10 protein-coding genes and 1 tRNA gene are annotated in these 12,767 nt (G+C 43.3%); 8 read left to right on the top strand and 3 right to left on the bottom strand.

Annotated features, from left to right (window positions below; all coding sequences use genetic code 11):
* Positions 1 to 252: 252 nt before the first annotated feature.
* Positions 253 to 1,440 (bottom strand): acetyl-CoA C-acetyltransferase, encoded by a 1,188-nt coding sequence (locus FEK47_RS00490; protein WP_130207766.1) that lies wholly within the window; start codon positions 1,438 to 1,440, stop codon positions 253 to 255.
* Between the two features lie 254 nt (positions 1,441 to 1,694).
* On the opposite strand from FEK47_RS00490, the gene FEK47_RS00485 reads away from it, so the two are divergent.
* The 5 genes from FEK47_RS00485 to FEK47_RS00465 all read left to right on the top strand — a co-directional run bounded on the left by FEK47_RS00485 (position 1,695) and on the right by FEK47_RS00465 (position 7,641).
* Positions 1,695 to 2,924: an amino acid permease gene (locus FEK47_RS00485; RefSeq protein ID WP_064529821.1), complete on the top strand. Its 1,230-nt coding sequence runs from the start codon at positions 1,695 to 1,697 to the stop codon at positions 2,922 to 2,924.
* Positions 2,925 to 3,384: 460 nt separating this feature from the next.
* Positions 3,385 to 4,017 carry a helix-turn-helix transcriptional regulator gene (locus FEK47_RS00480; protein WP_130207770.1) on the top strand — a complete coding sequence of 211 codons (633 nt, stop codon included), beginning with the start codon at positions 3,385 to 3,387 and terminating at the stop codon, positions 4,015 to 4,017.
* Positions 4,018 to 4,359: 342 nt separating this feature from the next.
* Positions 4,360 to 5,175, top strand: a complete 816-nt coding sequence (locus FEK47_RS00475) for a transcriptional regulator (protein WP_135487339.1) — start codon at positions 4,360 to 4,362, stop codon at positions 5,173 to 5,175.
* On the top strand, positions 5,162 to 5,644 hold the full coding sequence (locus FEK47_RS00470; RefSeq protein ID WP_135487338.1) for a hypothetical protein: 483 nt from the start codon (positions 5,162 to 5,164) through the stop codon (positions 5,642 to 5,644). Before FEK47_RS00475 ends, FEK47_RS00470 begins: the two co-directional genes overlap by 14 nt.
* 590 nt (positions 5,645 to 6,234) lie before the next feature.
* Positions 6,235 to 7,641, top strand: a complete 1,407-nt coding sequence (locus FEK47_RS00465; RefSeq protein WP_138183063.1) for a winged helix-turn-helix domain-containing protein — start codon at positions 6,235 to 6,237, stop codon at positions 7,639 to 7,641.
* A gap of 164 nt (positions 7,642 to 7,805) precedes the next feature.
* On the opposite strand, the gene FEK47_RS00460 is transcribed toward FEK47_RS00465, so the two are convergent.
* A tRNA-Gly gene (locus tag FEK47_RS00460) sits at positions 7,806 to 7,879 on the bottom strand.
* 78 nt (positions 7,880 to 7,957) lie between these two features.
* Positions 7,958 to 8,716 carry an amidase activator ActS gene (gene actS, locus FEK47_RS00455; RefSeq protein WP_130217906.1) on the bottom strand — a complete coding sequence of 253 codons (759 nt, stop codon included), beginning with the start codon at positions 8,714 to 8,716 and terminating at the stop codon, positions 7,958 to 7,960.
* A 367-nt stretch (positions 8,717 to 9,083) separates the two neighbouring features.
* Between actS and xdhA the strand changes: the two genes are divergently transcribed.
* The 3 genes from xdhA to xdhC are packed head-to-tail and all read left to right on the top strand — an operon-like array spanning position 9,084 to position 12,746.
* On the top strand, positions 9,084 to 11,381 hold the full coding sequence (xdhA, locus tag FEK47_RS00450; protein WP_138183062.1) for a xanthine dehydrogenase molybdenum-binding subunit XdhA: 2,298 nt from the start codon (positions 9,084 to 9,086) through the stop codon (positions 11,379 to 11,381).
* 10 nt (positions 11,382 to 11,391) lie between these two features.
* Positions 11,392 to 12,270 carry a xanthine dehydrogenase FAD-binding subunit XdhB gene (xdhB, locus tag FEK47_RS00445; protein WP_130207782.1) on the top strand — a complete coding sequence of 293 codons (879 nt, stop codon included), beginning with the start codon at positions 11,392 to 11,394 and terminating at the stop codon, positions 12,268 to 12,270.
* A complete protein-coding gene (gene xdhC, locus FEK47_RS00440) occupies positions 12,267 to 12,746 on the top strand; it encodes a xanthine dehydrogenase iron sulfur-binding subunit XdhC (RefSeq protein ID WP_130207784.1) in 480 nt (159 codons plus the stop codon). The genes xdhB and xdhC overlap by 4 nt, the downstream gene beginning before the upstream one ends.
* The last annotated feature ends 21 nt before the right edge of the window (positions 12,747 to 12,767 follow it).

Below are 12,767 nucleotides of genomic sequence, written 5' to 3'. Positions count from 1 at the left end.
TAAAATTACAACGATTGTGAAACATCGTTTCGTTTTATTCTTTAAAGGATGATATGCCTGCACAGTGCGCTTTTCAATCAAAAATAAAACATTGTTTCATTTTTCGATAAGGGATTGAGAAAAGTGTCGCGTCGATCACGAATAAGTCAGGTGAAGGAAAAACTCAGAGTCTATGGGGTATGTGCGCAGACGTGCCAACCATCATCATGAAATGGCTTGATGGCGGCAGATGTTTAACGAATAGAAAGGAATTTAGATCGGGTCGTCACGTTCAATAGTTAACGCCACGCCCTGACCACCGCCAATACAAAGTGTAGCCAGCCCTTTACGCGCGTTGCGTTTTACCATTTCATGGACCAAAGAAACCAGAATACGGCAACCGGATGCGCCAATCGGGTGACCCAACGCAATTGCGCCACCGTTAACATTGACCCGACGTTCATCCCATTCGAGCATTTTGCCAACGGAAAGCGCCTGCGCGGCAAACGCTTCATTAGCCTCAATAAGATCGACATCAGAAAGCTGCCAGCCCACACGCTCAAGGCAACGGCGAGTCGCATATACCGGAGCAATCCCCATCAGCGCAGGATCAACACCAACACTGGCAAAGGCGCGAATACGTGCCAGCACGGGTAAATTCAATGCTCGCGCTTTGGCTTCGCTCATCATCATTACTGCTGCAGCACCATCATTAATAGATGAAGCATTACCCGCAGTAACAGAACCGTGGCTATCAAATGACGGATTTAAGCTCGCCAGCCCTTCTGCACTGGCATCCGTACGCGGCTGCTCATCGGTATCAACAATCAATAGTTGCCCATTGTTTTGCGTTCTTACCGGGACAATCTCATCGTTGAATCGTCCAGCGTCAATGGCCGCCCGCGCTTTTTGTTGTGAACTAAGTGCATAGGCATCTTGTAATTGACGGCTGATACCATATTCACGCGCCAGATTTTCGGCAGTGACACCAATATGGTAATCATTGAATGCATCCCATAAGCCATCATGCACTAGACTATCAACCAGTTGGCTATCGCCAAGCTGTGCTCCGGTACGGCTATCTGTCAGGACATGTGGTGCGCGACTCATGTTTTCCTGACCACCGGCGATGACAATATCAGCCTCGCCACACTGGATCGCTTGTGTGGCAAGATGCAGTGCTTTTAACCCGGAACCACAAACATCATTAATCGTAATTGCCGAAACACTGTTGGGTAGACCACCTTTAATGGCCGATTGCCGTGCTGGATTCTGCCCAGCCCCTGCGGTCAGAACCTGCCCCAGAATCACTTCATCCACCGCATGTGCAGCAACGCCAGTGCGTTCTAATAACGCTTTCACGACCAGGCTACCAAGTTCTACGGCAGAATGGCCAGCCAACGCTCCACGAAAGCAGCCGATAGGTGTTCGTAACGCCCCGACAATCACAACGTCTTTCATCACAACCTCGCACAGATTAACAGCGCAATAGTAAATGATTGTTAATAAAAATTATTTTAAATGTTTAAAAATAGTGATTTTTATCACAAAGGAAATTCACCGGAATGAGGGATGGATACCCAACTGGCACGCAAGGTTTGCATCTACTAACCCATGAATCCATGAGCTGATATAGCGTTAATCTCCCATGTTTGACCTGGTTTATGGTAAATTGCCCTCCATTTTTCTTAATTTGTAGATGATACGTTCAAATAATGTCTAAAATTTGGTCAAAAGAAGAAACTCTCTGGAGCTTCGCACTTTACGGCACAGCCGTTGGCGCAGGCACGCTCTTTCTCCCTATTCAGCTAGGTTCAGCGGGAGCGGTAGTCCTGTTTATTACAGCACTGGTCGCATGGCCTTTAACATATTGGCCACATAAGGCCCTGTGCCAGTTCATCCTTTCTTCAAAAACATCCGCAGGCGAAGGGATTACTGGCGCAGTAACTCATTACTATGGCAAGAAGATCGGCAATCTGATTACCACTCTTTACTTCATTGCTTTTTTTGTCGTCGTGTTGATATATGCAGTGGCAATCACCAATTCGCTGACAGAACAACTGGCAAAGCATATGGTCATCGACCTGCGCATTCGTATGCTGGTGAGTCTGGGTGTTGTGTTAATTCTGAATCTCATCTTTCTGATGGGGCGCCATGCCACAATTCGGGTAATGGGATTTTTGGTGTTTCCACTAATTGCCTATTTCTTATTTCTTTCTTTCTACCTCGTCGGTAGCTGGCAACCCGCTCTATTAACTACCCAGGTAGAGTTCAATCAGAATACCCTTCACCAGATATGGATATCGATTCCCGTGATGGTTTTCGCCTTTAGCCATACGCCCATTATTTCTACGTTTGCTATTGACAGACGTGAAAAATATGGCGAACACGCTATGGATAAATGCAAAAAAATTATGAAAGTCGCTTATCTCATCATCTGTGTGAGCGTGCTTTTCTTCGTCTTTAGCTGCCTGTTATCAATACCACCTTCTTATATTGAAACAGCTAAAGAGGAAGGCGTTACCATTTTATCGGCACTTTCTATGCTGCCAAATGCCCCTGCATGGTTGTCGATTTCCGGAATAATTGTCGCGGTTGTAGCAATGTCTAAATCATTTTTAGGTACCTATTTTGGTGTTATTGAAGGTGCAACGGAATTAGTCAAAACAACGCTACAGCAGGCAGGGGTTAAAAAAAGCCGTGCATTTAACCGCGCGCTATCAATTATGTTAGTATCACTGATTACTTTCATCGTTTGCTGCATCAACCCTAATGCAATTTCGATGATTTATGCGATCAGTGGTCCACTTATTGCCATGATTCTTTTTATCATGCCAACGCTGTCAACATATCTCATCCCGGCACTTAAGCCCTGGCGCTCCATCGGAAATCTAATTACGTTGATCGTCGGTATCCTGTGCGTATCGGTAATGTTCTTTAGCTAATCACTGACGTGAATGGTTCAAAATAACCACTATTTTGAACCATTCCAATTCTTACAGTGCACATCTTGCATTGTTCCCCCTCCCCAAACGCTCCATAACTTAAACGAACATTATCAAGCTGTTATCCTAAATAAAAATCTGAACATCTTAATTAAGACTATTTAAGATGCATCACTTAGATTTACAAGATATCTTCTGGTCATTCGAAAACAATTTGCAGTATAGATATTCTTAATACATTAGGCACTTGTCTGATTTGCAATAAGGTCAACATGATTAACTGAGTGAAATCCAATCACATTTAAAGCTTAATGATGCACGCTTAAATATGTCATTAAGAATAATATCAAATACGGATTAAACACAATTTTTCATAAAAAGCTTACTAAATCAGAGTGTATTGACATCATCAATAACCAATGAAATTATGCAATTATCTATGAATAGGGAGGTTATTAACATGAGGCTTTGTAGTCGCTATAAAAGTCTTACATGCAATAGTTGCTCAATGCATTGCCAAATAATGCCAGAAAAATCACCACGTTTGCAGTATTGTGCAAATGCATGTTTTTGTATGTGGCCCGAAGAGAGTTCGTATTTTAATCGTGGCGTGGTTGAAGGTATATTAAGTAAAAACCACAATGCGCGATTAAGCGGATATATTTTTGTAGATTTTTCAGTAAGCTTTTTACGCCTTTTTTTAGAGAGTGACTGGATCGACTATCTTACGAGTACTGAGATGGGAATAGTGTTAGTAAGCGATCGAAATATGCAATCTCTTGCTAATTACTGGAGGAAACACAACTCCGCGATATCAGCCATTATATATAATGATGACGGACTGGATATTGCCAACGAAAAGATCAGGCAACTATTCATTGGTCGTTATTTGTCATTTACCAGAGGCAATACGTTAACTCAAATGGAATTCACCATTATGGGACATATGGTTTCTGGTTATAATCCATATCAGATTGCAGAGGTTCTTGATATGGATATCCGTAGCATCTACGCCTACAAGCAAAGAATTGAAAAAAGGATGGGTGGTAAAATAAACGAATTATTTATCCGTTCACACTCCGTTCAGCACTGAAACGTAACTGTCAATAATAATAAGCATTGTATATACGGGCACTTATAAAGATGCCCGTATTTTATCACATGAACTTTTAATTCAGTTTATTTGAGCGCTTATTTAATTATGTCACCTTACGCGCTACCGCAAAAATGAAAAGATATTGCGAGAAGAAGGCATAAAGACAACGGTTAAGAGTGTTAAATTTGTTAATTCACATGGAATTTTAAGTTGCATTGATATGCTATAATTATAGTTTGCATGATAAATATAAAATTAATATATATTTATTACATGAATACTAATATACTTATCAAACTATATAATTTCAATTTACTTAATTTTGTGTTTCATTGACGTATGTACTGGATTATTAACGATAATATTGAGTTCTGGCCAGAGCACAGAAAATTAATTTCGGTACATGACGCCGAGCTTAACGCCGTTCTGACAACGCCAGCAAGCAGGTGCTTATCGCTGCTACTTGAAGCCTTTCCTGATGTGGTTGCACAACAGGATTTTTTCTCCAGAGTCTGGGAAGAAGAAGGCATGCGAGTACCGGTCAACACGTTATATCAAAATATATCGATTATCAGACGCGGGTTTCGCACGGTTGGTGAAACCAACCATTCGCTTATTGCAACCGTACCGAGAAAAGGTTTTAAGCTCAGTAATGATGTAAGCATAGAAAACCATGTAATAATCCCTTCTGCAGATGCACAAAAGACCATATCTCCCCAATCCTTGAATGTTAAAGATGAGTTTAAAGAGACAAGTGCTCATCCAGATAATTATCTCAGAAATATAGTCAGGCGATCTAAAAATTATTTACCCATGCTAAGTGCATTTTCCGTAGGTTTGCTTACCGCATTTTTTCTCTGGCACAATAGTCAGCCCAAATCATTCTTTAAAGATTACAAAACTGTTGCACAAATAAATGGTTGTCATTTCAATGTTACAGAAGATAGCATTGATGGGCTGAAAGATCTCGATAAATATAAGAACCGTATATTAGGATCTGGAATTGATTGCAAAAAATACCCCTGGCTATATTTCCCTCTCGATAAGTCATCTCCCGGATTGATTGTTATGGCATGCAAAAAAAACTATAGTAATAACACAGCTGCAGACTGTTTAACTCTATCGTATCGTGGAGTTAACCATGACTCGTTATAAAAAAACGCTGTTTATTATCTTATGCTTTCTCAGTGGCTTCATTTTTTTTATTGCCTATCATTATTCCAAAGAGCAAATAGTATACAATGAGAAATGCACGGCCAATTGGATTATATTTAATGACCAGGGAAGGGCTAATCTCACTATTGACTTTATGTATAATAAAAATAAAAAGACAGGAACTGTTGCGCTTAGCGGCACCTGGAAACAAAACACGAACACTTATAAATCATTTCGCCGAGATATTGAATATACGTGGGTCGAAAATTATGACACTTTGCATCTTACCTCTACCAAAATAAATAAATTTGATATTATCGATCAAATTTCAGATGATAATCTGGCACAACTCCTGCCTGATTTTTATATATTCCCGGGAAAAATGATAAGCTATAATGTTCAAAAACAGAACAATCATGATTTTCTTTTAAGCATTGGCAATAGAGCAATTATGTATTGCGCAAGGTAACAAAACAACTTAATGCTGTATCTGTAATTAAAAGTCCAAACAACAAATGTAACATTTCAGGCATTGGAATACAATCTTTATATATTCTTATAGCCATCTTCATCTCTGATGGTTCATGCGGTAATCCCCTCCCCCATTCAAATTACATCCGTCATTAAAAAATCATTCTGCACGCCACTATGACAATAATGGTGTAAAAATAAACGCTGGTTCGCACAGAGATGTTTAATAGAGCACATAAACATAATAGCCATCAATAAATAAAATTACTCTTGCAATAATTCTTTCACACCAGATTGTCAGTCGACGAATAACTATTCCTCACAGCCTATCATTTTATCTTAAATGAACAATTACATTAAATTAAGAAATGTGATAAGCAGAACTTTATCAATGATTTTCAATGGGTTATATACATACATGATTAACAAATCATTAATTAAGAATATTTCAGATTACAATCACATCAAGCTAATATAAATTAACTTAAACAATCATGATGAATTTCGTTAAATGAAATATATGAATATCAGTTATATCTGTTACTCATGCAGGATGCCAAAAACCACAAACTTAATAGAGGTGAGCTAATGGATTTAGAAAATAAGTTCTCATATCATTTCCCTGATGGAATCATACTTACAGAAGATGGCATTCTTACAAAAGGGAATGAGGAATTTTACATCCCGCCGAAAGAACTCGGTGTATTATTTGTATTGCTTGAATCGGCGGGAAATGTTGTATCCAAAGATGCGATCATCGAATCTGTATGGAAAAATGTAATTGTAAGTGACGAATCCCTTACACGATGCATCTATTCATTAAGATGTATTTTTGAAAGAATTGGCTACAGCCGTTGCATTGAAACCATATATAGAAAAGGTTATCGATTCAGTGGGCAAGTATTCAAGATAAAAGAAAATCAAGATAATGTTCCAGGCAGCACTATTGCTTTATTTCCATTTACAATATCTCACAGTAGTCAGGATCCATTAGCGCTTAATCAGGAACTTGTACAACTAATCTCAGATAAAAAAACCGATGATCTCTATATATATCCAATGGCTGCAACCCAGTATTGCATAGATAATAAATCTCAGACAACCTTCCTGGCCAGGTTCAAACCCGATTATTTTGTCACAGGAAGAATCAGCAAATATGATGCTTCAAATAGTTTATATATTGAAGTAATCGATGCAAAAAGTTTTTATCTTATTGCCAGTACACATCTTCAGGCAGATGACATACAAAAAATCTCACACTTTATAATTAGTAATTTATATCTGGCAATGAAAAAACCTAAAGTAGAACCAGGTTTTATGTCCCGACACTTACCTTCTGATGAAAATATTTTATCAGCCGAAATGTCTGCCGGGAAAAATGAACTGAATGAATTCACGCCTGAAAGCATTGCCAATGCAATAACTATATTTGAAAGTGTTAAAAATAAATCTAATGCTCAGTCAATAACCAATGAATGCTATTGCCTGTTGGCTGAATGTCATATGTCTATGGCACTTCATGGTCTATACGAACTTAAACATGCAACTCAAAAAGCATTGGCCTTTATAGATAAGGTATCTGATAAAAATATTTTCGATGGGAATGTTTTAGGAATTATGGGACTGATAACCGGTCTTTCCGGACAAACGACTGCATCACGCATTTTTTTTGACCATGCACAGACACAAGTATTAGATGTCGCCTCCTTGTATTACTATAAGACACTGGTAAATATATATAACGAAAGAATTGAAGATGCTATCGCTTGTATAGACCAGTCACTGCTACTTGAACCCAAAAGACATAAAGCCGCTATAATAAAAAAATGCATTGATGTATATGTTTCCACAACACACAATGAAAGAAATGCGTTCTCTTATCACGGAACAGAGAAAGAATATCATTTAGTTATTATCAATAACATTCAAAAATTGAAGCAATTGACAAAAGTTAACAGCATTATTGATTTTAATGCTCAATATGAGGTCGCTTGATCTGAAATAAATATCATAAGCATAATAGCGCTCTATATTTTGAGCTATACACTCTATTTTTATAGGGGATATTGGATTTATCTACATCTGACGTGAACGTATCAACAATAACGGAAGAATTCGATGACTACGGAAAAAACTGAGAAAGAGAAAAAGTAAGAAACTGGAGCGGGCGAAGGGAATCGAACCCTCGTATAGAGCTTGGGAAGCTCTCGTTCTACCATTGAACTACGCCCGCTTCGAGATGCGTAAGGCATTATAAACCTTACGCTCTCCTAAGCAAGTGCCTTGCTACTGACTGCTGAATAATTCGCCATCAGCACTTTGGCTTGCTACCCTGTGGCGGCAAGTAGCGCAAAGGATCTATTGCCGTAGCACGGTAGCGAATCTGGAAATGTAGCCGTACGGATTCCGCATCAGTACTTCCCATAGTCGCTATCTTTTGCCCGGCTTTAACACTTTGCCCATTGTTCACCAGCATCGTGTCGTTATGGGCATAAGCAGTAATGTAATCTTCACTGTGTTTAATCATTATAAGATTACCGTAACCACGCAGCTGATTACCCACATATACCACTTTCCCGGCACCTGCAGCGTATATTGGCGTCCCGCGTGCCGCCGCAATATCAATCCCTTTATTGCCGCCATCTGCCATTGAGTAAGGCATAATAACCTTTCCACTCGTTGGCCATAACCAGCAACGTTGCCCAACCGGCGGCCATGAAGATTTCGAAACGGCCGAAGACGGTGTCACTGACGCTGTTTTTGTCGTCGATTTGCCGGTGGATTTACGCGTGCCGTTACTACTTTTTTTCGCCCCACCCAGTTTCAGCTTTTGGCCGATTTCTATGGTATAGGGGGGGGAGATGTCGTTGAGTCGGGCTAGCTCTTTTACGCTGGTTCCCGTGGTGCGTGAAATACGATAAAGCGTATCCCCCCGTTTCACGGTGTAAACGGAGCCGGAATACGTTCCTGTATCTGATGATTTGCTACCCGAGCAGCCAGCCAGAAGCAGCCCTACCGATAACAGCATCACGATACCCAGAGTTTTTTTATTCAGGCGTCCTGCGCTCAAAATCTTTCCTCGCTAAAAAACAAGACGCTATATCATAGCAGTCCCCCGTCAGATCCCCAATCCATTGCGTGGGAACAGGCATGTACGAATCAATAACTGTTAAAGAATCAATTAGCATCGTTGGCAAACATCGGAACCATCCTGATTGACCTCTAATACTCATTTATCACAATGATTTTTATCACGCTCATATTGATAAACTGCACTCACTTTCTTTGCTGATAAAAATGCATCATCCGTAGCGTTTTTTTAACGACATCACACTTCCCCCCTCCCCTCGTGTTTATAGTCGTTTCTGGCGTAATTCTTGCCTGCAAAGACTTAATCATTGCCATAAGAACCAAATGTTCAAATCAAGGGGATTTCTATGGAAGCGCGGGAAGCAACCGCTACAGGTGAATCATGCATGCGCGTCGATGCCATTGCGAAGGTCACCGGGCGGGCACGATATACTGACGATTATGTTATGGCGGGCATGTGTTACGCGAAATATGTACGTAGCCCAATAGCACATGGTTATGCGGTGAGCATTAACGATGAACAAGCCAGAAGTTTACCAGGCGTACTGGCCGTATTTACCTGGGAAGATGTCCCTGATATTTCCTTTGCCACGGCGGGCCATGCCTGGACTCTGGATGAGAATAAACGCGATACTGCCGATCGCACTCTGTTAACACGCCACGTCCGCCATCATGGAGATGCGGTTGCTATTGTCGTTGCCCGTGATGAACTCACAGCGGAAAAAGCAGCGCAACTTGTTCACATCGAATGGCAGGAATTACCCGTCATTACCACGCCAGAAGCGGCACTGGCAGAAGACGCTGCGCCAATCCATAGCGGCGGCAATTTACTGAAACAAAGCACGATGTCGACAGGGAATGTCCAGCAAGCAATCGACGCCGCCGATTATCAGGTGCAGGGGCATTATCAGACGCCGGTCATTCAACATTGTCATATGGAAAGCGTGACCTCATTGGCGTGGATGGAAGACGATTCACGAATTACCATCGTTTCCAGCACCCAAATCCCGCATATTGTCCGCCGCGTTGTCGGTCAGGCGCTGGATATTCCCTGGTCGTGCGTGCGGGTTATCAAGCCCTTTGTCGGCGGTGGTTTTGGTAATAAACAAGATGTACTGGAAGAGCCGATGGCGGCATTTCTGACCAGTAAACTCGGCGGCATTCCGGTGAAAGTTTCCCTAAGCCGCGAAGAATGTTTTCTGGCGACCCGCACTCGCCACGCTTTTACCATTGACGGACAAATGGGCGTCAACCGCGATGGTACGCTAAAAGGCTATAGCCTGGATGTTCTGTCTAACACCGGCGCTTACGCTTCACACGGTCATTCCATCGCTTCTGCAGGCGGCAATAAAGTTGCTTATCTCTACCCGCGCTGTGCCTATTCTTATAGCTCAAAGACTTGCTATACCAATCTGCCCTCAGCGGGTGCGATGCGTGGTTATGGCGCACCGCAGGTAGTTTTTGCTGTTGAATCCATGCTGGATGACGCTGCCGAAGCGCTGGGTATCGACCCTATCGAAATTCGTTTACGCAACGCCGCTCGTGAAGGCGATGCAAATCCACTCACAGGCAAACGCATTTACAGTGCCGGATTACCAGAGTGCCTGGAAAAAGGACGGGAAATCTTTGAATGGGAAAAGCGCAGTGCGGAGTGCCAGAAGCAACAAGGCAATCTGCGCCGCGGCGTTGGCGTTGCCTGTTTTAGTTACACCTCTAACACCTGGCCTGTCGGCGTAGAAATCGCGGGCGCACGCCTGTTGATGAATCAGGATGGAACCATCAACGTGCAAAGCGGCGCGACGGAAATCGGTCAGGGTGCCGACACGGTGTTCTCGCAAATGGTAGCTGAAACCGTGGGCGTTCCGGTCAGTGATGTACACGTAATTTCGACGCAAGATACCGATATTACGCCATTCGATCCCGGCGCATTTGCCTCACGTCAGAGCTATGTTGCCGCGCCTGCGCTGCGCAGTGCGGCACTGTTATTAAAAGAGAAAATCATCGCTCACGCCGCAGTAATGCTGCATCTGTCGGCGATGAATCTAACCCTGATAAAAGGCCATATCGTACTGGTTGAAAGACCGGAAGAGGCGTTACTGTCGTTAAAAGATCTGGCAATGGATGCGTTTTATCATCCTGAACGTGGCGGGCAACTTTCTGCCGAAAGCTCGATCAAAACCACCACGAACCCACCAGCGTTTGGCTGTACCTTTGTTGATCTGACAGTCGATATCGCGCTGTGTAAGGTCACCATCAACCGCATCCTCAACGTTCATGATTCGGGCCATATTCTTAATCCGCTGCTGGCTGAAGGTCAGGTTCACGGCGGGATGGGGATGGGCATCGGCTGGGCGCTTTTTGAAGAGATGATCATCGACGCGAAAAGTGGCGTGGTGCGTAACCCAAATTTACTGGATTACAAAATGCCGACCATGCCAGATCTGCCACAACTGGAAAGTGCGTTTGTCGAAATTAATGAACCACAATCTGCATACGGACATAAGTCACTGGGTGAGCCGCCAATTATTCCTGTTGCCGCTGCAATTCGTAATGCGGTGAAGATGGCTACCGGTGTCGCAATCAATACGCTGCCGCTGACACCAAAACGGTTATATGAAGAGTTCCATCTGGCAGGATTGATTTGAGGATAACATCATGTTTGATTTTGCTTCTTACCATCGCGCAACGACCGTTGCCGATGCAACCAACCTGCTGGCTCAAAATCCGCAGGCCAAACTGCTCGCCGGTGGCACTGACGTACTGATTCAACTCCACCATCACAATGATCGCTATCGCCATATTGTTGATATCCACAATCTGGCGGAGCTTCGGGGAATTACGCTGGCGGAAGATGGTGCACTACGCATCGGCTCTGCGACGACCTTTACTCAGTTAATAGAAAATCAGTTAACGCAACATCATCTCCCGGCATTATGCGCTGCGGCTTCGTCTATTGCCGGCCCGCAAATCCGTAACGTCGCGACCTACGGCGGAAATATTTGCAACGGCGCCACCAGCGCAGATTCAGCAACACCAACACTGATTTATGACGCGAAGCTGGAAATCCATTCACCGCGTGGGGTCCGTTTCGTCTCGATTAATGGTTTTCATACCGGACCAGGCAAGGTTTCCCTTGAGCATGATGAAATTCTGGTCGCGTTTCATTTTCCTCCGCAGCCAAAAGAACACGCAGGTAGCGCACATTATAAATATGCCATGCGCGATGCGATGGATATTTCAACAATCGGGTGTGCCGCTCACTGTCGATTGAACAACGGCTACTTCAGCGAGTTGCGTCTGGCATTTGGCGTTGCTGCGCCTACGCCGATCCGCTGCCAGCACGCTGAACAGGCTGCACAAAATGCGCCATTAAACCAGCAAACACTGGAGGCCATCTGCGAATCTGTCCTACAGGATGTCGCACCACGTTCTTCATGGCGAGCAAGTAAAGAGTTCCGTCTGCATCTCATTCAGACGATGACCAAAAAAGTGATTAGCGAAGCCGTCGCTGCGGCGGGGGGAAAATTGCAATGAATCACAGCGAAAGTATTACTATTGAATGCATCATTAACGATATGCCTTTTCAGCTTCACGCCGCGCCAGGCATGCCGCTTTCGGAACTGCTCCGCGAACAAGGGCTGCTTAGTGTCAAACAAGGATGCTGCGTTGGTGAATGCGGTGCCTGTACGGTGTTGGTTGACGGAACCGCGATAGACAGCTGCTTATACCTGGCCGCATGGGCAGAAGGAAAACAGATCCGCACGCTGGAAGGCGAAGCGAAAGGCGGCAAACTTTCTCATGTACAACAGGCTTATGCGAAATCTGGCGCTGTACAGTGTGGTTTTTGTACGCCGGGGCTTATTATGGCCACGACGGCAATGCTGGCAAAACCTCGAGAGAAACCGTTAACCATTACGGAAATTCGCCGTGGTTTGGCTGGGAATCTGTGTCGTTGTACCGGATATCAAATGATTGTGAATACTGTCCTGGACTGCGAAGAAACGAAGTAATACGCAATCCGGCCTGAATTC

It is taken from the genome of Escherichia sp. E3659 (assembly GCF_005781135.1).
Taxonomy (GTDB): Bacteria; Pseudomonadota; Gammaproteobacteria; order Enterobacterales; family Enterobacteriaceae; genus Escherichia.
The sequence above is the reverse complement of the archived record's forward strand: the minus strand, read 5'-3'. Positions and strand labels throughout refer to the sequence as shown.

Coding starts and splice junctions, on each gene's coding strand:
- FEK47_RS00485 (WP_064529821.1), top strand. CDS start 1,695: ATGTCTAAAATTTGGTCAAAAGAAGAAACTCTCTGGAGCTTCGCACTT.
- FEK47_RS00490 (WP_130207766.1), bottom strand. CDS start 1,440: ATGAAAGACGTTGTGATTGTCGGGGCGTTACGAACACCTATCGGCTGC.
- FEK47_RS00480 (WP_130207770.1), top strand. CDS start 3,385: ATGAGGCTTTGTAGTCGCTATAAAAGTCTTACATGCAATAGTTGCTCA.
- FEK47_RS00470 (WP_135487338.1), top strand. CDS start 5,162: ATGACTCGTTATAAAAAAACGCTGTTTATTATCTTATGCTTTCTCAGT.
- xdhB (WP_130207782.1), top strand. CDS start 11,392: ATGTTTGATTTTGCTTCTTACCATCGCGCAACGACCGTTGCCGATGCA.
- xdhC (WP_130207784.1), top strand. CDS start 12,267: ATGAATCACAGCGAAAGTATTACTATTGAATGCATCATTAACGATATG.
- FEK47_RS00465 (WP_138183063.1), top strand. CDS start 6,235: ATGGATTTAGAAAATAAGTTCTCATATCATTTCCCTGATGGAATCATA.
- FEK47_RS00475 (WP_135487339.1), top strand. CDS start 4,360: ATGTACTGGATTATTAACGATAATATTGAGTTCTGGCCAGAGCACAGA.
- xdhA (WP_138183062.1), top strand. CDS start 9,084: ATGGAAGCGCGGGAAGCAACCGCTACAGGTGAATCATGCATGCGCGTC.